General features: G+C 36.4%; 13 protein-coding genes and 1 pseudogene. 1 reads left to right on the top strand and 13 read right to left on the bottom strand.

Features of this window, described 5'->3' with window-relative positions; translation table 11 throughout:
• Window positions 1-141 precede the first annotated feature (141 nt).
• From B0I26_RS09875 to B0I26_RS09855, 5 genes are read right to left on the bottom strand one after another with little or no spacing between them, the layout of a single operon-like run.
• The gene (locus tag B0I26_RS09875; RefSeq protein ID WP_111645283.1) at window positions 142-3,483 is read right to left on the bottom strand and encodes a DEAD/DEAH box helicase family protein; all 3,342 of its coding nucleotides are present in this window, start codon (window positions 3,481-3,483) and stop codon (window positions 142-144) included.
• Between the two features lie 48 nt (window positions 3,484-3,531).
• The gene (locus B0I26_RS09870) at window positions 3,532-4,698 is read right to left on the bottom strand and encodes a restriction endonuclease subunit S (RefSeq protein ID WP_111645282.1); all 1,167 of its coding nucleotides are present in this window, start codon (window positions 4,696-4,698) and stop codon (window positions 3,532-3,534) included.
• A gap of 9 nt (window positions 4,699-4,707) precedes the next feature.
• Window positions 4,708-6,165, bottom strand: coding sequence for a type I restriction-modification system subunit M (locus B0I26_RS09865; protein ID WP_111645281.1), 1,458 nt, complete (start codon window positions 6,163-6,165; stop codon window positions 4,708-4,710).
• A 27-nt stretch (window positions 6,166-6,192) separates the two neighbouring features.
• Window positions 6,193-6,891: a hypothetical protein gene (locus tag B0I26_RS09860; protein WP_245934755.1), complete on the bottom strand. Its 699-nt coding sequence runs from the start codon at window positions 6,889-6,891 to the stop codon at window positions 6,193-6,195.
• Window positions 6,892-6,903: 12 nt separating this feature from the next.
• Window positions 6,904-8,841: an N-6 DNA methylase gene (locus tag B0I26_RS09855; protein ID WP_111645280.1), complete on the bottom strand. Its 1,938-nt coding sequence runs from the start codon at window positions 8,839-8,841 to the stop codon at window positions 6,904-6,906.
• A gap of 298 nt (window positions 8,842-9,139) precedes the next feature.
• On the opposite strand from B0I26_RS09855, the pseudogene B0I26_RS09850 reads away from it, so the two are divergent.
• A pseudogene (locus tag B0I26_RS09850) lies at window positions 9,140-9,438 on the top strand (transposase); the annotation flags it as partial.
• Window positions 9,439-9,506: 68 nt separating this feature from the next.
• Here B0I26_RS09850 and B0I26_RS09845 read toward each other — a convergent pair.
• The 8 genes from B0I26_RS09845 to rlmD form a co-directional block, all read right to left on the bottom strand.
• Window positions 9,507-11,258, bottom strand: a complete 1,752-nt coding sequence (locus B0I26_RS09845) for a hypothetical protein (RefSeq protein WP_111645279.1) — start codon at window positions 11,256-11,258, stop codon at window positions 9,507-9,509.
• A gap of 341 nt (window positions 11,259-11,599) precedes the next feature.
• Window positions 11,600-11,797 (bottom strand): hypothetical protein, encoded by a 198-nt coding sequence (locus B0I26_RS09840; RefSeq protein ID WP_240672282.1) that lies wholly within the window; start codon window positions 11,795-11,797, stop codon window positions 11,600-11,602.
• Window positions 11,798-12,377: 580 nt separating this feature from the next.
• Window positions 12,378-13,850, bottom strand: a complete 1,473-nt coding sequence (locus tag B0I26_RS09835; RefSeq protein ID WP_111645278.1) for a hypothetical protein — start codon at window positions 13,848-13,850, stop codon at window positions 12,378-12,380.
• Between the two features lie 14 nt (window positions 13,851-13,864).
• Complete coding sequence (locus B0I26_RS09830) at window positions 13,865-15,364, bottom strand: AAA family ATPase (RefSeq protein WP_111645277.1); 1,500 nt, start codon at window positions 15,362-15,364, stop codon at window positions 13,865-13,867.
• Between the two features lie 14 nt (window positions 15,365-15,378).
• Window positions 15,379-17,157 carry a hypothetical protein gene (locus B0I26_RS09825; protein ID WP_111645276.1) on the bottom strand — a complete coding sequence of 593 codons (1,779 nt, stop codon included), beginning with the start codon at window positions 17,155-17,157 and terminating at the stop codon, window positions 15,379-15,381.
• Between the two features lie 17 nt (window positions 17,158-17,174).
• The gene (locus B0I26_RS09820) at window positions 17,175-18,143 is read right to left on the bottom strand and encodes a helix-turn-helix transcriptional regulator (RefSeq protein WP_049625163.1); all 969 of its coding nucleotides are present in this window, start codon (window positions 18,141-18,143) and stop codon (window positions 17,175-17,177) included.
• 183 nt (window positions 18,144-18,326) lie between these two features.
• The gene (locus B0I26_RS09815; RefSeq protein WP_245934754.1) at window positions 18,327-18,968 is read right to left on the bottom strand and encodes a hypothetical protein; all 642 of its coding nucleotides are present in this window, start codon (window positions 18,966-18,968) and stop codon (window positions 18,327-18,329) included.
• Between the two features lie 829 nt (window positions 18,969-19,797).
• Window positions 19,798-21,174 carry a 23S rRNA (uracil(1939)-C(5))-methyltransferase RlmD gene (gene rlmD / locus B0I26_RS09810; protein ID WP_111645275.1) on the bottom strand — a complete coding sequence of 459 codons (1,377 nt, stop codon included), beginning with the start codon at window positions 21,172-21,174 and terminating at the stop codon, window positions 19,798-19,800.
• Between the last annotated feature and the right edge of the window lie 163 nt (window positions 21,175-21,337).

Below are 21,337 nucleotides of genomic sequence, written 5' to 3'. Positions count from 1 at the left end.
TCTAATATCTCTCTATTATTCGCATTACAAAACAAGGCACCTTTGAGATGCTTCAACCTCAAAGATGCCTTAGCAACGAAGAAAAAACAAAATATATTCTGAATGACTAATAATTAGATGCTACAAGAACGCTTTCGCTAGCTAAGCCCCGACAATATCTTCTGAATTTCTGTTAATCTCATCGATAATGTGAATGATCCTCCGCGCGTCGTCCATGTTGTCTTTAAAGAGTTCAACAATGCTGCCGACGGTTTTAAATGGTTCTTCCTGCAATACTTTTTTATCCATGACCCCGTTTTTCACAAAGTAATCGACGATCAATTTGACAAAACGGCTTTGTTGGATGTTCAACCGCTCGCTTGATAAAAATTCAGAAAACGCTTCGTTGGCTGCCTGCGGGTCAAGGCCGACGATTTGGCGGACGAGTTTTGTAATCGGTGTGTCTCCGAATTCTCTTTTATAATCTTCCTGTGTACCAAGCTCATTCCAAAGAATATGCTCCAACGTTTTTAAGTCTTGGACGGTTAGCTTTTTATTATTTCGCAACTTGTAAATGGCCATCTGGTCGCGGTGTTCGTGCAGATAATGTTCAACCTTTTTCCGATAATTTTTCAGATCATTGACATTAAACATCGGACCATTTTCTTTGACCTCTAAAACTTGGTCTTTAAAGTTCGTATAGTAAATTTTTTGCGTTTCTTTTTCAAGGAATTTGACTAAGTCACGCAACGCTTCGCGAACGGCTTCCAATTCGAAAATATCGGCTTCGCTCCAAAACTCTTCCGTCTGCACCTTTTCGATGATATATTTTTGTTCCATCACTTGAGGAATGGAACCGAGCTTAGATAACGCCTCTGCGGTGCGAATCACACTGCGAATCGGCTTTGTGGCATTTTTCGTTTGCAGCTTCGCCAGCTCAATCGTGTACATAAGCAAATCAAAACGTTTCGCCAATTCATCATCGTTTAGCGGAACAATCAGCGGTGAAATGTGTTCTTTGATTTCATTGACATCCATCGCCGTTAAGGAATCCCATTTCGCCCGATTTTTAAACTTGTGTACGTATTGAATATGTTGGCGTACGCGGAAGTTTTCTTCGTTTAACTTATTGATTTCCGCTAGCACCTCATCAATCAATTCATTGCGATAGGCAATATACTCTTCTTCTTGGTACTGTAAATGCTGAAGCTCCTTAATGATATCGACTTTGGCGTTAAATAGACGCTCCGTTAAGCTTTCCACCGCTTTTCCTTCGATTCCTTTTGGATTTTCACGGAAAAACTCGAAGTTGCCGCAATAATCAAAAATAAGGAAATGCGTTTTATCTTGCCCGACTCCGAACAAGTCTTTGCATAAGCGGGTTCCGCGCCCAATCATTTGCCAAAACTTTGATTTGGAGCGTACCTTTTTAAAGAACACAAGGTTGACGACTTCCGGAATATCCACTCCAGTATCGAGCATATCGACCGATACCGCAATTTGCGGCCATTTGTTACGGTCGGAAAAATCATCGATTAATGTTTGGTAGTAGTTCACGCTGTAATCAATGACCCGTGCAAAGCCGCCCTTGTATTCAGGAAACAATTGATCAAAGCGCTCCACAATCCGTTCCGCATGACGATGATTTTTCGCAAAAATAATCGTTTTGCCGAGTTTGTCCCCGCCTTCGACGCGAATCCCTTTTTCCATTAAATCTCTCAGTACCGTATCAATCGTATCGTCATTAAACAGCCATTCATTTAACGCGGCACTGTCAATATCCTCGCCTACTTCATCATCAAATGTTTCTTCATATCGTTCTTTTTCTTCATCAGATAACTCATCGTAATGAATGCCTTCTTCGAGAAACTTTAATTTTGTTTCAATCGTCCGATAATCGACTAAATAGCCGTCCTGAACGGCTTGATCCAGCTCATAGGCATAGGTCGGCACACCGTTTTCTAAATCGAATACTTCATATGTATTGCGGTCAATTTCATCTTTTGGTGTGGCGGTAAGCCCAAGCAATATCGCATCAAAATAGTCAAAAATTGCCCGGTATTTCTTATAAATACTGCGGTGGGATTCATCGACGATAATTAAATCAAAATGCCCGACGGTAAAGAGGCGTTTGCCGTCTTTTCGTTTCGCTTCGTCAATCGCGTTCATCATTGTCGGGTACGTCGAAAACACCATGCGGCTTTCCTCTGGATTGTCTTTGTTATCGAGCAAATTGCAAAGCGTCAAGTTCGGCAGCAAATGGCTAAAGCTGTTTTTGGCTTGCGTTACCAGCGTTTTGCGGTCTGCTAAAAACAAAATATTTTTTACCCAATTGTGGCGAGTGAGAACATCGACAAGCGAAATCGCCGTCCGGGTTTTGCCGCTCCCCGTCGCCATGACAAGCAATGCTTTGCGCCGTTTGTTCCCGAGCGCGTCACATACAGCTAAAACCGCTTCTTTTTGGTAATAGCGGTTTGTAATATTGTCATTGATTTGCACATTTTTTAGCGGCCGCTTCATCATGCGGCGGTCTATAAGCAAACTTAATTCTTCCTTATTGTAAAAGCCGGAAACTCTCCGCGCCGGATAGTTAAGGTCGTCCCAAATATACGTTTCAAAACCGTTTGTGTAAAAAATAATCGGACGTTGGCCGTGCATTTTTTCAATACAGTCGGCATATAGTTTGGCTTGCTGCTTTCCTTTGTTCGGATCAGCGGTTGTCCGTTTCGCTTCGATAACCGCAAGCGGCTTACCGTTATCGCCAAAAAGGACGTAATCGACATAGCCGACTCCTTCCTGATTCGGCATACCAACGACAGGATATTCCACAACAACGTCCTTTTTAAATTCCCAACCAGCAAGCTTCAAATCTAAATCAATATATTTCTTTCTTGTTTCCCATTCGCTCAGTTCATCGACTTGGAAGTGGTACTCTTTTGTATTCGCTTCCCGTTTGGCGGTGAGAAGAGCGCGGAGCTGTTCGTTTTCTTTCATCATTTCCTCAAGACGCTTGTCTTTCGAGCTTAACCGTTCGTATAAGTCCTTTAATTCTTCCGGACGCTCGCGCTTTTCCTCGCCGATTGGCAGCAATGATTCGTCAAAGTCAGTAGCCGTATATTCATCGGAATAACAATAATCAATCCAAGAGACAAACTGATGAAGATTATGCAGAGAAAGAACCGCTTCTTCCCGCGTAATCATCGAGTTCGTATGAACGGCGACATTTCCCAGTTTGACAATGTAACGCAACAATGGCAACAAGTCTTCATCAATAATGGACAAAAAGCCGTTGTCATGAATCAAACTGGAAAGATTATCTTGATACGGAACTTTCAAAGCGCTGTCAAAGCTGTACACCCACTTCACCGCAAGCTCCAGCGCGCGGCGCGTCAAAATCGCGCACGTCGCCGGACTGACAACCAAACTTTTCTCCGCCTCTAAACACGCATTCGTAAAACTCTCATAATGAGGCTTGCCTATTAAAAAATGAAAGTTGGATAACAACAAACACCCCTCCCTTGACCAAACCAACATGAATTTCCTTTACATGCATTAATCGTTGAATAGTTCTCCCTTAAATGCACGTTGCATGAGGGAATTAAAATTATTTTCGAGTTCTTCTAAACTTTTCTTCATTATCTCCTTTTGAGATTGTATTTTTTGTACTATTTCGGCAAATTGATTTTGAAGCTCGATAGGCGGCAAAACTACTTTATATTTACTAAAGAATTGCTTTGGTACACGTTTCTGACCAGCACTACCAGTCATATTCGCTTCAGCTTGTTTTCGGAAAGATTGTAAACTCGTTAAATAATATAACCATGTACTATTGACGTTTTCTTTTGGTCTTAAAACATGAAATTCTGTTGAGCCAAATCCTATATTATTTATTAAATTGCGGGCTATGGCCCCTTTTCCATTTTCCATACAAGGAGTTATCTTCGCAAAAAGAACATCGCCTTCTCTAAAATAAGTAAAGCCGTCAAAAACCTCTTTTATTAATCTAGTTTCAGAAAGATCAAGCTCCCCATTTTCTGATACATTTGCCATCGGCAAGAATGTAACTGGAAGTTCTTTATCAATATTTTCGATTTCCTTTTTTGAAGGATTCACATCACACAATTCACTTAAAGGTACCTTTCCCCCTTTTAAGTTTCCAAACATCTCCAAAAACACACTTTGCGTTAACTGATCTAACGCTTCAATTTGGGCTTTTCGTTTGTCGATGAATTCTTGGGCTTTATCTAGTACAAAAACAATGCGTTTCTGTAAGTATATATTAGGGATTGGAATTACCACTTCTTTTAAAAATTTAAAATGACGATTATATCCTGTGTCAGGTATATTCACTGTGCGTAGATAATAATAAATGTATTTCGTAAGAACTTCTTCCTCTGAGAATACATTTTTTAGTAGTTTTACACCATCTGCGCCTATAAATATAGGAAAATCAATATACTTTAATATTCTCGTATGATCACCAAATATGATTAATGGAGATTTATCATAAACACCTTCTCTATCATTGGTAAAACCAGCAATATAGTCTTTTCCCTGATCAATAATTGGATAACTTCCTTGTGCAAGGTATTCTTCTTTTTTTATTTTTTTTGCATTCTTAGTTTCATCTCTTAAAACATCACTAAATTTTAATAATTTCCAATTGGGATTTTTTTGTAAACTTCTTAAAACTTTCTTGTCCTGATATTTACTAAACATAGCATCACTCTATCCCTTTATTATTTTTTTTAATTCCTCTAAACCATTCATAATCTCCTTTTCCAACGCTTCCACTCTTTCAAGTATCACACTCGGCGCTTCATACTGCACTTCTTCATACTCAATTTCTTTATATTTGTTAATCGAAAGGTCATAGTCGTTTTCACGAATTTCTTCCACCGGCACAAAGAACGATTGCTCCGTCCGTTTCCGATCTTTTTCTGCTTCACGGTTATGGAATCGCGCAATGATGTCCGGAATATCGTTTTCTTCAATCGGAGTGCGCTTGTCGTCTAATGAGTAGCCATCCGCTTTCATATCATAGAACCATACTTGATCCGTTCCGCCGACGCCTGTTTTTGTAAAAATCATAATCGCCGTCGACACGCCTGCGTATGGTTTAAACACGCCGCTTGGCATCGAAATAATCGCTTCTAATTTATGATTTTCCACGATTTCTTTGCGAATATCTTTATGTGCTTTCGAACTTCCGAATAATACCCCGTCCGGCACGATGCAGGCACAGCGTCCGCCCGTTTTTAAGATGCGTAAGAATAACGCCAAAAATAAAAGCTCGGTTTTCTTTGTCTTTGTAATTTTTAACAGGTCGCTTGAAACGGCTTCGTAATCCAAGGAGCCTTTAAACGGCGGATTCGCAAGGACAAGGGTGTATTTGTCCTTATCTTTGTTTTGCTCAGACAACGAATCGCGATATTCGATATTCGGATTTTCAATGCCATGGAGCATCATGTTCATTGCGCCAATCCGCAGCATCGTGCGGTCCATATCAAAACCGTAGAACATATCGTTATTAAAATGCTCTTTTAAACTTTGCACTAAAAATAAGTCACTGCGATATTTGCGCAAATATTCTCCTGCCGCTACTAAAAACCCCGCGGAACCGGCGGCCGGATCGACAATAATATCTTCCGGTGTTGGTTTTACTAACTCTACCATCATCTTGATAATATGACGCGGCGTGCGGAATTGGCCGTTTGTGCCTGCGGTTGCGATTTTTGATAATAAATATTCGTATAAATCCCCTTTTGTATCGCGGTCTTTCATTGGAATATTATCGATACCATCCACAATTTTTGTGAGCATTTGCGGCGTAGGAATCATAAAAATCGCATCGCCCATATATTTGGCGTAGGCAGAATCTTTATTGTCATGAAGATTTTTAATAAATGGGAATACTTCATTAGAAACGATTTCGTACATTTGAGTAGCTTCTAAGTTTTTAAACTTGCTCCAGCGCAAGTGCTGCTTATCTTCAGGAAAGATTCGTTCAAAATCAATACCTAACAGAGCAGCCTCTTGTTCATTTTTCGTTTCCACTTCATCAAGACCTTTAATAAACAAAAGGTATGTAAACTGCTCAATAACCGTCAGCGGATTTGTAATACCGCCTGTCCAAAATGTTTCCCATATTTTATCGACTTTATTGCGTAACTCACCTGTAAGCATGATGTACCTCCTTGCTATTTCCAAGTTTTAATTATACAGTCTTCCATCATTATTAAAAACTCCAATATTAGGAATTCTATCAAAAGGAAAAGAAAAGTTGTTATAAACATATTCCGACAGCGCTAACGCATCGTCTTGAATCTTTTTCACATCCCAATTATCATTCGATAAACGTTTTTTTGCCGTAAGAACACTACTACCGCCTTCTTTATTAATCTCCCAATCATATGCAAAACTAACTTCTTGATTCGCTTCGATAAGTATTTTTCGGATTGTTTGAATGTGCGAATATCCGTTTAACCAAATCTTCGGTTCTATTTGTCCATGACCATCACAACTCATGGAAGTATATAAACCAACTTTGTTTAACGCGAATACTAGACTCGCAATTCCACAGTCTATTTCTAATATGGAAAGGTCATTGTTCGGGTTATGCCTCCATCCTTGAGGGATTGTTAGAGAACTTGGGATGAATCTCAATTCATCTCGATTAAAACACTCGATTCGATTGAATATTTCATTTGGAACAAGGGTATTCGGTTCTAACCGAATCCCTCGCTCCCCAATTTTTATACTAATTTGTAATGATGTTAATAAATCCAGCATTTCGCAGAAGTTTGACTTAGAATACCATTGATCCAAAACGAACTCTCCGTTTATTACGTCTACCCAAAATCCCCGTCTTCTCAAGCTATTTCTTAATTCAATAAAATGTTTCTTTTTCAAGCTTTTCGCCTCCTACTCTGTCATTTGACGGATAAAAGCGCCGATGCCAAATTTTTCGTAAGCATCAAAGTATTTTTTCTTTCGTTCCTCATAAGCTTTACGGATTAACTCATCCGCCTCCTCCAATTGTTTAATCATCTCATTTTGCTTCTCAATAGGAAGCAACGGCAGCTCGATTGATTTAATATCATTTGGAGTTAAAACGGTTGCGATTGAGCCGCTTTGATGCGCTTCAAAAAAGTACTGACCAACTGGGCTTTCTAAGAAACGCTTGATATAAATTGGATTGATTTCTTGATCAGAATGCAGCCGGATGATAATAAACATATTGGATACTAAAATCGTTCCATCGTATTCAGGAACAATCGCAATTTTCTGTTGCGTGCCTCTGCTCGATACTAAAATGTCACCCGGTTGCGCTGTAACACGCTGTATATCCCTTGTCTGTATTGGAAGTTTCTCAATCTTTTCAAACTGGATTTCTCCATTTTCGATATCTCTTATTTGAATAACAGGAAATAACTCACCATCTGGATTTTCTATTTGACGACGACTTGGAAGATTGACACCCCGAATTACTTCGGCGATTTCCCCAATCTGCACAAGGTTTTTCGCTTCACTTTCATATTTTTTCTTATTAAAAACGACCTTACCGAATTCTGTGTCAAGTTCTACATGAACGAAATATAATGCTGGATTTAAAACCCCGTTATTTTCCGCAATTTCATCTATTGAAACGATACGTGAATATCTTTCTCTATTCTCGTATGCTTCTAAAGTTTCAATAATTTTATGAATATGTTCTGGCTTCAAGTATTTTTGTGTTCTTGTTCGTTCATAATCCCCTTCAGCATTAATAAATTGCACTCTTCCTTTTTTATGGTTTGGTTTATTTTTATTCAAGATAAGAAGTGCCACCTGAATCCCCGTTCCGCTAAATAAATTCGTTGGAAGAGAAATAATACTTTCGATGACATCATCTTTTAACATGGCTTTACGAATTCTTTCTTCCACCGCACCTCTTACAAGCGTTCCAAACGGAACAATTAACGCAGCCTTTCCTTCTTTTTTTAGAGACGCTAATGCATGTAATATAAAGGCGTAATCCCCTTGTGACTTAGGCGGCCGATCATACAATTCAAACCGATGATAAGGGTCATTAACGGCAAATTCATATCCCCAATCCCTTACACCGAATGGGAAATTCATCATAATATAGTCGAATTGCATAACGCACCCATTTTCTAACCACTTTGGATCACGGATTGTATCACCTAATTGAATATCTCCGTTTTCCGGTAAAATGTTATTGATAAACAAATTGAGTTTGGCAATGACATATAATTCTTTATTCATCTCTTGTCCATACACGGTAATATCTTTTCCTTGCTCTTTGGCGTATTTGTAAGCAGATACCAAGATGTTTGCAATTCCAGCTGTTCCATCGTATACGGAACCTTTCATCGGTTTTAATGATTGGATCATTAACTGTATAAGGCCATCTGGTGTAAAGTCGTAACCGTAACCTTTTGAAGATGCAATGACTTCTTCAATTAATGTATTGAAAAAGCCTACTACAGCCTGATTGTTCTGATATTCCGCTTTCGTCAATCCATATCGTTCAATCAGGACCACTAATTTATAAAGAGTCGCTTCATCGATACTCTTGAATGTGTCGTTAAGAAATACATTTGAGAGCGAAGGTTCCATGTTTTCCAACATACTATATAAAGAGTAGATGACCTCTTTTACACTCCCACGAAGATCTCTAAGCTCTTCCCTTGTTGCAAGTTTTGTAAGTTTCTCGCCATATTTTTCATTCTCCATCGCAAAAAACAGAGCATGCAACTTTAATAACTCCACTGTTAATCCTTTCTCAACTTCGATTACTTTCTTGTCAAACTGATTTTCTAATTCGCTAACAAACTGCAACGCTTTATCACGAGTCATTATTTTACCTCCTAATTTCTAAATAAAGTATTTTTAATACCTTTCAAACAATAGATTGATGCATTTCCTCGATTGCTAATTTCTACGTATAATATAACATCTAAATAAATTCTTGTAAAGAGTATTTTTGATTCTTCTTTATTTTTACTTTAATTCTTTTATCCCCTCTTCTCTCTGTTCCCTAAGAAAAAAGAGAAATAGGACCTCATCCCTGGTATTATCCCCTACAGGTAGACAGTAAAAAAAAGAGGACATTTGATATGATGTTCTTAGGAGTCTACTTGGGAGGGGATTTTTTATGGCTAAAAAAGGACAAACCTTTAACTCATATTCAGAAGAGCTTAAACGTGAAGTCGTTCGTTTGAAATTGGAGGAGGGATGGCCTTATCGACAACTTCGTGAACATTTTGGAATTAAGAGTGATGCACAGATTGCAGAATGGGTCAAGAAATTTCGAAATGGCGAGTCGTTTAAAGATCAACGTGGTGTATGGAATCGTAAACATTTTTCGAGTTTAGAAGAGGAAAATGCTTATTTGAAGGCGCAGGTCGAATACTTAAAAAAGCGCAATCCAAATCTACATGGGAAGGAGTGGTTCAGCATAGTAATTTAAGAGACCAAAAAATAAAGTTGAAAGGACCATATTGTAAACAGTATGTTCCTTCTTACTTCTCATCGAAAAACAAAGCTCCATCAATCAGGATTTTTAAATACATTTCAATATTACTCTTTATATTACCTTCATTTAATAAGTCTACTGTTGCCTCATAGTTTTGTTTCATGGTATAGAAGATCTCATCAAAATTTGTTGAATTTGTTTTGTACAAATAAAATATAGACCCATTGACAGTAGACCTTAAATAAGAATTTAAATGTCTAATCAAGAGGTTTAGATTTTGATTGTCATGATTTGCTGAGTGAACAATAGAGTTTCTTACTCTATACATTCTTTGTAAGTGCCATTGAACCCTTCTTGAATGATTTCTAATCTTTTCTGAAACTTTTTTAGGGTCTCCAAGTAAATTTATTAGCTGTTCACATCTATAACCTAAAAGTGTATTTTTTATTTGACATTCTGAAAGAAGCTTAGAATTTTTTGTACTATCTAACAATACTTTTACTAATTTAGTAGTATCTAAATGTGTGTTGTCTGATAAAGTCATGATACCTTGTAAATCCACTTGACATCTTTTACAATCTGCTAAAAAATACCTTACTAAGTTAAATATATACCCCATTGCAACAGCAGAAGATACGTTATCCCTTATACGAACAAAATCACTTTCCTTTTCACTATACTCATCAGTTTTTGTGAATGATTCTAATGCTACCCATATATTCAAAAAACAAGATTCCGCAGAAGGTGATTCTTCTGCTTGCCTACACTGTCTATATACTTTTTGCATTAAATTCATAGGTTCAGGTGGTAGTTTACTTGCAAATTCTAACGGTTTTTCTAATGCTACTGGAGATAATGAACTGCTAAATTTAGGTATCTGAACTCCCGTTACAAATTTCAATTCTTTTTCTGAGATAATTGTAGCATTTTGAGCAACCTTTGGTGATTTATAGCCATAAAATCTCAAAATATCTTCTTTTCTAACAAATTGTTCAATGTATCTGTTTATAGCTGAATTTCGTTCATACGCTTCAACTTCTTCTATATAATATTTAGAATTATTTGAAATTACATTTTCTAAACCAGGAATTGGATATTTTCTAACTATATTGTTACCGTCTAATATATTTAAGCCTACATACGAACAAGCATCAATAAATTTTTCGTTTATTTCGGTATTTATTTTTATCAAACATATATATTTTTGTTTACTCTTTAAAAAATTAACAAAAACACTTCTCCAGTAATTCTTTTTATAAAAATCCTCTTTTTTAATTAAGTTAAAAAGTGTATTAATTGACCAACCTCTATAAATTAATTCACTTATTAAACAATTAACTAATGAATCGATTTTAGAAAAATTTGTATTCTTTATTTCTTTATTTAGTTGGACAATGAGCCATTTTATATATCTGCTTTCAATATACTTAACAATAAGATTTAACTGTAAGTATAATTTGTAAATTTCCTTATCTTGTTGAGGTGTATTCTGTAAAGACTTAATAAGAATATTATAATAGTGAGGTGCATGCAATTGGATTACTGGATCATTTTTTGCAATCTCTCTGGTTTCTTTTACTACACTATCTAAATGCCATTTATAAGTTTCTCCTTCTAATATATCCTTGCATGTATTCCGTAACTCAACTAAGGCTATATGTAGGTTTAAACAGTTTACATAATGATTATCGTGTGTTGAAACATCAAGAAGTTCCCACCATCTTTGTGCAAAGAAAATCTCACCTTCACTCAAGGTTTTCTTTGGATCTATAACCAAATTATTGCTTCTTTTATCCATAACAATCACCTTTTTAAATGAATTGTTGACTTTTTTAACATTTATTTATATAATATAGTATGATTACAATTTAATTAATAAAATCAATGTCTTTTGAATACAATAATATTGAGTACACAGGAGTTCCATTGCGGATTCGAGAACAGTGTTCCGACCCAATGAGTAACTCCTTTTTATATGTTTTCATGGATTTATTTGTAAACAACTTTAAGTATAACCTGTTTTTATAATAAATTCGACAAAAATTTATCTATATAAGTTCACGTTGAAAAATCGACATAAGTAAAATGTTCCGATTAGAGGAAAAAGGTTTATACATATGCCGGAAAATCAAGCTGCATTTATATATTACCAAAGTCTAACAATGTTTGTTGAGGATCAAAGTTGAATTTATCCTTACCTTCCCATTTACCTCTTTTAACATGAAAATCAGTAAACTCATCAGTTCCTACTATTCTTAATAGTATAGTTTCAAGTAGCAAATCAAAATTTAATGTAAATAAATCTACTTCATTTTGACCTTGCAGCTGTGATTGCAACCAATTAATGAAACCTGAGAGTGTTTAGTGCAAAATAAAACTTTAGCAAAATGCAAGATAAAAATTAAGCACTAAATTTGAAAACGAAACAGGTCAGTTTCCTCACAAAATATAATTTCAGAGACACGACTTTACATAGAGTAACGTGCATGGTAAGCTTGTTGCCTCTGTGAACTCCTTTTGTGCTGCAGCCTTCGCAAAAAAATCCATGCATATTGAATGTTTTTACAATTAAAAAAGAATCCATTCATCACTTCATTATGCAGCATCGTACGAATTTGAAACCACTTACTATGCTAACCAAAGAAAAGTAGGTATCTAAGCACAGCTACTTCTTTCTGTTTATCGTGTTCATTTTCTTGACATAACGCCAAATTGTTATCCGCTCTTTCTAACCTTATCCCTAATTTTAAAAAAACACGAGTGAAACTGGGGATTCCACCCAATTTCCACTCGTGTCAGGAAACATTTATTTTTACCCAGCGAACAAGTTATTTTGCCGAGGGAATAATTATTTTTTTCGATAACATAGAAGGGCAGGTTATAGGGTTAAGAGATAATGGAAAAATACTCACTCAAACTAAAAAAGTGATTTAACAAAATTTTTTGCTTTGTTAACCGCTGTTCCAACTGCCCTTGCTCCTGCCTTTAATGAAGCAACGACCGTTTTCCTAACCTTTTGGGCAGTCTCACATATCTTTCCACCAATTGTTGAACCAGCCATGTAAGCAACTGTACCTCCAACAATTCCCCCTATTACAGCCCCTATTGGACTACCCACAATCGGTATCCAACTTAAAGCTAATGAACCTAATGCCGCTCCTTTTACGGTTCCTAACTCTGCACTTACCAATCCAGCAACAGTAGCAACCGTTACTCTTTCCATTTGTTGAAGTCCCTGAGTAACACTCAATTCACCATTAGCCACTTTATTTAAAACTTTCACGTTTTCGATGGATACAGTTGCAATATTAGCAATTATCGCTGGGGGTGTTCCAGGTGGGATTGCTTTTAAAAGCCCTTTTTCTGAGGCTATTTTTAAAGCAACCGTTACTGAATTCTTCAAACCTGAATCCGCCCCTGTTTTAAGCGCTAACTCCACCACTTCATTTATTTCAATATTTTTATTGATCATTGATTTATAAACTAAATCGTACCCAACTGCAATGGCTGCTGATTGCACACCAGCTAATGCTACATTTTTTGTCATATAACTCGTTAAGTCTTTTAATTTATAGTAGTTCCAATCAACCTCTATTTGTTTTCCGCTTTGTGCAAGTTTCTGAAGCTCTTTTCCCTCTTGTTTACTTAAAGGTGTGCTTTTATAGTTTTTAATGCTTATCGTGTCTGTGCTATTTGCCACATTTTCGACTTGACCCTTTGCAACCAATTTTCCTTGAAATTTATAATGCCCTTTCTTAAAGGCTATGGTTGCATTTTTATAATCTGAGGAAAACTTTGCTTGATATTTCTTTACTATTCTACCTTGATTATCCTTAATAACTAAATCCACAGAATTTCTTTTATAAGTTTCCCCAGGATTTGGCTTCAAAGCCTCGGCTTTATAATCTCCACCTTTTAATGCGACGTCTAAATTGAAGGAATTGGCGTGATGTTGTTCAAAAATAAAACCATCGAGGTTGAGATTACGATTAATAGTACCATCATTATTGAGGATTACTTGATTCATTAAATCATTTGCATTGTTAATTGCATTATCAATTCCTTGCAAATATTGCCCAACTTGGTTCACCGACATTCCAACAGAAGCTTCCTGCACTTTCTGTTGAAACCACGCTTCTTTAGAAACACCATTTTCAATTGCTGTACCGATACTTTCAATGTTCCGATTGTTCAATTCTATAGTTTCTAATATTTCTTTACTGAATGCCTCAATCTCTTTCTCATCAATCTTTAAATTGCTGTTCCGTAACTCATTTTTAATCCAAGCTTCGTCTGTTAAACTTTTTTCTTTTTTTGAATAACTCTCAATAGTATCTTGAATAAGCTCGATAAGTTCTACTGCCTTCTGATTGTCTTCCCTATAACTCATTCTTTGCACCTCCCTTATTTTTCAGATGCAGGTTTAAAATGATTATTTTTATAAATTTCTGCTAAGAGCTTTATCTTATCTTTTAATAGTTCTGATAGTGGACGAGTATTTTCTATCACAGTAAGAATATCTTCTGTTGTGACATACTCTTTACCAGCAACAAACGCTTTCTCTATGCTTTCCTTTACGACTCCTTCAATATCTGCCCCACTATATCCATCTGTTTTTTTGCTCAGTTTAGCTACATCGATTTTCTCCAAATCTTCTTTTCTTCGTTTTCCAATATGAATTTCAAAAATTTTTTTTCTTTCATCTTCTGTAGGCAAATCTACATAAAATATCTCATCAAAACGACCTTTTCTTAATAATTCGGGTGGTAAGTTGGAAATATCATTTGCAGTAGCGACTACAAAAGTTGGGCTCTGTTTTTCTTGCATCCATGTTAAAAAATGACCAAACAATCGACTGGCTACCTCTGTGTTCCCGCTGTTCCCGATACCTGCAAAGGCTTTTTCAAGCTCATCAATCCAAAGAACGCAAGGAGAAATCGCTTCCGCTAACTTAATCGCCTTTCTCATATTCGCTTCAGACTCTCCAACGTATTTCCCCATTAATCTTCCCATGTCTAATCGAAGTAAAGGAATACCAAAAAGGTGAGCTGTTGCTTTAGCGTTTAATGATTTTCCACAGCCAGGCATCCCTACAACTAATACTCCTTTTGGAATATCAACTCCGTATTCAATTGCCTTGTTCATATTTTTAAAGACGATGGATTTGTTGGAAAGCCATTTTTTTAAATTATCAAGCCCTCCGATTTCATCGAAGCTTTCCTTTAGAGGAATCATCTCAAGAATTCCTGACTTCTTAATCATTTGGAATTTCTGCTCATATACAATTTCTAAATCTTTACGATTTAGATTACCATCTTTTGAGTAGGCAAGAGATAAAATATTGATAATCTCATATTCAGTCAACCCCTTAAAGGCAGTGGTAAACTCCTCTAACAAAGAGTCAGATATATCGGGTAGTTCATTAGCCTCTATAAACTGTTTAATCAAGCTTTTTATTTCTTTTTCACCCGTATAGTCAATTTCAATAATGGTTGTGTACTTTTCTAACTCAATAGGAATCTTCAAAACTGGCGAAACCAGAAATATTATTGTTTCCAACCCATTATGAATACGAAGAGAAATGTCTTTTAACATGCTAATGACATAAGGATTGTCAATAAAGTGATGCACGTCTTTTATTACGAGGATTTTCCCTCTTAGTTCATCATTATTATTCAAAAACGATAAAGTAACTTCTAATCGATCCATGCCCTCCAGAAGAGGAAGTTTTGTTCGGAAATCAACAAACCCTCTTGATGCATTCCATTCTAAAATTTCTCTTCCATAAGCAGATTTCTTTATTATTTCATCAGCTTTTGTTTCTTCAAATGTATTTAAATAAAGAATAGGAAATTGTGCATCAACGTAATGCAATACCTTTTCTTTTACCTGTTCTAAAAGCATTTGCTCCCCCTCCCTTATGATTCATAAACAAACACTTGGTCCTTGCAAAGAATCGCCATTCTATCGCCACTAATATCAATATCAATATATTTATCAAACAATTCTGGTACATGTATTGTGCTTAACTTTTCTAATGTATCAGTATCCCAAATACTAATTTCTCCTGGTTTTTCTGTACCATCTTCTCTTTTTGAACCAACTCTTGCAGTCACTAAATATCTATCAACCACATTCATGAAATGAAATGGAGGTGTTGGTAAATCTGCTATCTTATTACCTGTATTCAAGTCAAAAACAGCAATTTCTCCTTCTTCATCTTTATCATTTTTATCATTGTTAAAAAAAGTGAAAAAATTTCCTCGAGAAAAAACAATATTTTCTCGACGAAAAGGATTATCGAAATATAACCCTCCATCTACATTTACCTGATTCCCTTTTGACGGAATAGCAAATATCTTATCCGATGCAATCTTAATACTTTTCATTCCTATTTTAAACATTGGATAAGATGATTTTGGATTAAATAATTCTCCCGCACCGTAAGAGGGAATATAATAAAGTTGTTGTCTATAAATTGAAAAACAATCGTTTTCATTTTTTAAAAATGGTCTCAGCTCTTTTAACTTCATGTTAATTTTTCTGTATGACTTACTGCTTATAATGCTGAAGTTATTTAAATTAATGGAATATGAATAATAGCTAACATCCCCTGTTCCCAGAAAACCATTAGAAATTTCATTGATAAATAATTTATTATCTTCAATAGTTATATTTCCGAACGCATTTACATCTCCCTCGTTCCAAATTAAATCCAATTCTTGTTTTTTCATTTTATATGGATTATTTAAATCAAAGATGTATAACACACTCTTATATCGATTACCTGGACCATCTACTTTTTCATAATCTAAAATATAAAACATATGCTTTTCTCTAAATGCTTTTATATCATCATAACCAAAAAAATTCGATTTGAATTGATTAATCCCCTTTCCACTATTTAAATCATAAAAAACAAAACATTTTCCTTTTCTAACTACAATCGTATTTTCATATACAAAAATATTTCTATGACCATCAGAAAAACCCGAATCTCCAAACTGACTGTAATCAATCTTTATACTTCCTATAAGATTATTAAAATCACCTTTTTGCAACGTTATATTTTTTCCTTCATATGTAACATTAAAGTTCGCACCTGGCTTGAATTTAATATCTGTATCTGAAGTTAGAACTAAATTAGCGAAAGAGATGCCTTTTTGTTTTGCATTAAAAATCCCTTCAGACAACAATTTTACTTTGGGATTATTTAAACCAATGTATTGAACATGTGAATATTTATCGCTGACCTCAAAAGTATCCCCCAATAAATACACTGTTGTTTCATTATTTAACACGCTGTTCTCCAAAATCTTGCATAGTTCCTCTTGCGATGTTGCTACCTGGTCTACATTTTTAATTTGTTCATTTGTGAATTGCTTTAACATTTCTATCTTCTGTCTTCTTTTAATTATGTGATTAACATCCAAATGGTCTTCAGAAAAAGGGATGTTGAAAATTTCAAATAATCTTTTTGCAATAGTTTTCGCTTCTTCAATAGGTATATCCTTAATTCTTTCTAATTGTTCAAGTTCGTTTTTATAAAATCTCTGTTCTAACCATACCTTTAACCTGCCATCAAAAAATAGCTCCATCACTGATTCCAAGTCAAAATTTGCTCTTAACTCTTCTATAGTTCGCACCTTTGCACCTGACTTCATTATCAAAGGAAATTTAATACTTCTCTTAAGCATGGCCCAACCCCTTTCTTTTAATTATATTTATCAGCCATTAATTGAATGGTTCTTTTCATTTCATCTCTTAAGCTTTGAGGACTGATAACCTCTACACGCTCTCCTTGGCTCAATAGCCACATCATGCATCCTTTTCCGTAAACCTCCGCTTCAATTAACCATCCTTCTGGAAGCTTTTCAATGACTTTAGCATTAGGAAACCTGTCCAATACAGCAGAAAGCGAAAGACCAAAAAATTTAAATCTAATGGTCATTAGGTCTCCTGCATACATAAATTGAATACGTTTTCTAAGCTCCCCTTCTTCTATCCTGTCTTTTTCGGAGTATTTGAATTTCTCTTGTAACAGCTTAAAATGCTTAATTCTGTCCACTCTAAAAAAAGCTGGTGATTGATATTCACTATCCTTTATAAACGCAATTAAGTAGAAATAATATTCGGAAAAAATTATCGAAACGGGTTTTACAATTCTTACTGACTCTTTTCCATCCATTCTTTCATAAGTTATCTCTATCATTTGTTTGTTTCTAATGCTAAAACCAATATCCCAAATCATCTTCAGAAGGGGTTTGTTATGCTGTAATGGTTGAAAATGAATTAACTCATTTCCAATGATAGCTTTTATAAATTTTCTATCCTCTTCAGTTGCCTGACTAAGGAGAGCATCAATTAACCCATTCATCTCTGATTTACAAAAAGCTCTGCTCTCCAAAATTATCTTTATGATGCTTAGCAATTCGACCCCAGTTAAAGGATTTTTAACAAATCCACTTAGGTAATATCCTTTTTTAGAAAAGTCGTATAGTATTTCCTCACCAGCACAGTTATTAGATAAAAACATTCTTATGTCATCAATATCTCTCTGAACGGTTCTTTCGTTTACACCTAATTCATCAGCAGTTCTCTTCTTATTGATAACTCCCCCTTTTCGGAACGTATCATACAATTTAAGCACCCTACTTATTTTCGCCTCTTTCTCTTTGTCCACCGTATCACCCTTAGAATTTCCAATTAATTCTTTATACTTATATTATCAAATAGGTTAGACAGAATCTGTCATACCAAAATATTTTTTAAAAGTCCGAGTTTATATCAAATAAAAAAGGACAAGCGACACATGGGTGTTTCACTCGTCCTGGAGATTATATTAAATTAATCAATCACTTTCGATTTAGTGACCTCCCCTTTTTTCCTGAAATGGAGCGTACTCCTCATCAAAACACATAAACCAGTAGCCCGACTCATCTTGTGTGCAAATAGCAGTTCTTACTTCATTTAATCCCGTTGGCGTAAAATAATAGGCACAAACTCGTTCTAAATGCAGTTCGTTATCATAGTAACGATAAATCATTAAAGCATTCGACTTTTGAACCGCATTCTTTTGAATAACTAAATCGTTAAGAAAATCAATTCTTTCAGGCGATTCTATGTATTGTATTCCTATCACATTATGAGGAACATAACCTTCTTCTGTTAGAGAAAAAAGTTTTTCAATCGTGTCAACATCTTTATTCCAGACGTTTTCTCGTTCTAAATGAAGGGCGAGGTACAAGAAGTTTTCATCATCAATTCGTGCATCCCACTTCCACCAAGATAAATCCATCGGTCTGGAACGCCCTTTCAGCTTATCAAATTTAGAATCTTCTATGAATACATCAAAGCCAAGCATTTCCCCTAAATTAGCAAAATAATCGATTTCTCTTTTGGTGAACATGGATCGATTATGTAAATGTGATAAGTTCATTCTTCGGTAATTTCGTACATAGCCCTCAAAAAATTGCATCAGATTGAAATATTGTTTTTCCAACATCATTATTCATCCTCTTTCTTAGCTTTTTATTATCGCAAGTGATACGCTAAATCGATGTATGGTCTAATTTGTTCAAAATTATCTACCCATTCCAATCTTCTGTATGCTTCATGCGGATATTTATCAATCTCATAGTCCTTCCGATCAAATCTCAACTGGTCTTTCTTCCATGTTCTCCATCCTTAATAGGTATTATATTCCATATAAAGGGAAAGAGGGAGAAAGAACTGACCTTAAACTCCTTGCTATATTTATATTTCTTTCATACTTCTTTGTCTCTTTCCTTTTCCCTACTCCCTTATTTTCATCCTAACTATGTTCAGTCAAAATAAACTTTTGCTAAAATTCCACGCTCCAACCCGCATTCTTTCGCTCACAGTTAAAATAAAGTCTTGCTACAAATCCCGCATTTTCTCGATTTTTGATTCAATTTTTTGCCCGATTTTTTCGCACAACTTTATTTTCATTTTCGCAAGAGTTTATTTTTAATCGCAAATGTTTATTTTTTATCTACAACATCAATGCTCAGTAATAATAAACCCTTGCTACTCCACACCCCTTCATCCCTCATTCCTGCGCCCCCTATATTTTCCATTCATAATAAAGTCGTTCACGAATCGCTCGTTTTCCCGATTTTTTCTTCGACTTTTTCTCGCAGAACTTTATTACGTTTGAAAATAAAGTCGTGATAGAAAGACAGGGAAAAGGCTTGAGGATTAAGGGTTTCCCTTTTCTCCTCTCTCCTTTTCCCTGCCTTGCTCCTGCCCTTTTGCACAACTTTGTTTTGATTTTTGCAGGAGTTTATTGTGAATGGCAAGAGTTTATTTATGCTCTACAATTTTTTTATAAGCAACGCGCAACACTCGACGTGATTCGTATGCGGAAACATGTCGACCGGCTGCACTTCGAGTGTCTTATACCCGCCATCTTCGAGGATGCGCAAATCACGTGCGAGTGTGGCCGGGTTACAGGATACGTACACCACCCGCTTTGGCTTCATGGCGATAATCGTTTGCAGCAAGGCTTCGTCGCAGCCTTTGCGCGGCGGGTCGACGACGATGCAGTCGGCTTCGATGCCTTGTTCGTACCATTTCGGAATGACGACTTCCGCTTCACCGACGGCAAATTCGGCGTTGTCGATGCCGTTCAGCTTCGCGTTCCGTTTGGCATCCTCAATCGCTTCCGGCACCACTTCCACACCGTATACTTTTTTCGCTTTCTTCGCTAAAAAGAGCGAAATCGTGCCAATGCCGCAGTAAGCGTCAATGACGGTTTCTTCACCTGTTAACTCCGCATATTCGAGCGCCTTTTCATACAGCACTTTCGTCTGTTCCGGGTTCACTTGATAGAAGGAACGGGCGGAGATCGCGAATTGAATATCACTGATGTAATCGTATATATACTCCGCTCCCCACAACACTTTCGTCTCGTCGCCCATAATGACATTTGTCCGTTTCGGATTGATGTTTTGAATAATGGACTTCACATTTGGTACCGCTTCGATAATTTCTTGAACGATTTTCTTTTTATGCGGCAAATCTTCCGTACGCGTAATCAGGACAACCATTACCTCTTTTGTCACTGCCCCGTAACGCGCCATAATGTGGCGGAGCACACCTTTGTGTGTTTGTTCGTTGTACGCCTTCACGCCATATTTTTCGCAAATCTTTTTCACCGTTTGCACAACAACATCGTTCATTTCCTGCTGGATGAGACAAGCTTCCATATCGATGATTTCATGGCTGCGCTGCTGGTAGAAGCCGGCGACAAGTCCACCTTCGCGCTCGCCGACCGGCACTTGCGCCTTATTGCGATAGCGCCACGGATTGCTCATGCCAAGCACAGGATGAACAATGACATTTTCAATCTTCCCGATGCGCGCAAGCACTTCTTTCACATGCTTGTGCTTTGCCTTTAGCTGTCCTTCATAGCTTAAATGCTGAAGCTGGCATCCGCCGCATTGTTTATAAATCGGACACGGCGCGTCAACGCGATCCGGGCTCGGTTCATACAGCTCAATTAAGCGGCCATAGCCATATCCTTTTTTCAGTTTAATGACTTTAATTTTTGCCTTTTCCCCCGGCAGCCCGTTGGCAACGAAAATCGGAAATCCGTCGATTTTCGCAACACCGGCGCCGTCATGCGTTAAATCTTCAAAAGTGACGTCATAGTATTCATTTTTCGCAACTGGAGCTTCTACTTTTGTCATCGTTCCTACTTCCTTTTCGTGAAAATGCTGCACTGATTGTATCATACAATCGCTTCGGACACAAAAAGAGAACAGGTCACAGCGCTGTTACCATATAGGGTGCCCGAGGCTGACCAAAAGCAAAGTGTCAGACCCCGCAACATCATATATCGTGAAATGGATG

The organism is Paranoxybacillus vitaminiphilus (assembly GCF_003259935.1).
Classification (GTDB): domain Bacteria; phylum Bacillota; class Bacilli; order Bacillales; family Anoxybacillaceae; genus Paranoxybacillus; species Paranoxybacillus vitaminiphilus.
The sequence above is the reverse complement of the archived record's forward strand: the minus strand, read 5'-3'. Positions and strand labels throughout refer to the sequence as shown.

Excerpts from the sequence above, each read along its gene's own strand:
- B0I26_RS09870 (WP_111645282.1), bottom strand. The coding sequence starts at position 4,698 with ATGTTTAGTAAATATCAGGACAAGAAAGTTTTAAGAAGTTTACAAAAA.
- B0I26_RS09865 (WP_111645281.1), bottom strand. The coding sequence starts at position 6,165 with ATGCTTACAGGTGAGTTACGCAATAAAGTCGATAAAATATGGGAAACA.
- B0I26_RS09855 (WP_111645280.1), bottom strand. The coding sequence starts at position 8,841 with ATGACTCGTGATAAAGCGTTGCAGTTTGTTAGCGAATTAGAAAATCAG.
- B0I26_RS09845 (WP_111645279.1), bottom strand. The coding sequence starts at position 11,258 with ATGGATAAAAGAAGCAATAATTTGGTTATAGATCCAAAGAAAACCTTG.
- B0I26_RS09835 (WP_111645278.1), bottom strand. The coding sequence starts at position 13,850 with ATGAGTTATAGGGAAGACAATCAGAAGGCAGTAGAACTTATCGAGCTT.
- B0I26_RS09830 (WP_111645277.1), bottom strand. The coding sequence starts at position 15,364 with ATGCTTTTAGAACAGGTAAAAGAAAAGGTATTGCATTACGTTGATGCA.
- B0I26_RS09825 (WP_111645276.1), bottom strand. The coding sequence starts at position 17,157 with ATGCTTAAGAGAAGTATTAAATTTCCTTTGATAATGAAGTCAGGTGCA.
- B0I26_RS09815 (WP_245934754.1), bottom strand. The coding sequence starts at position 18,968 with ATGATGTTGGAAAAACAATATTTCAATCTGATGCAATTTTTTGAGGGC.
- rlmD (WP_111645275.1), bottom strand. The coding sequence starts at position 21,174 with ATGACAAAAGTAGAAGCTCCAGTTGCGAAAAATGAATACTATGACGTC.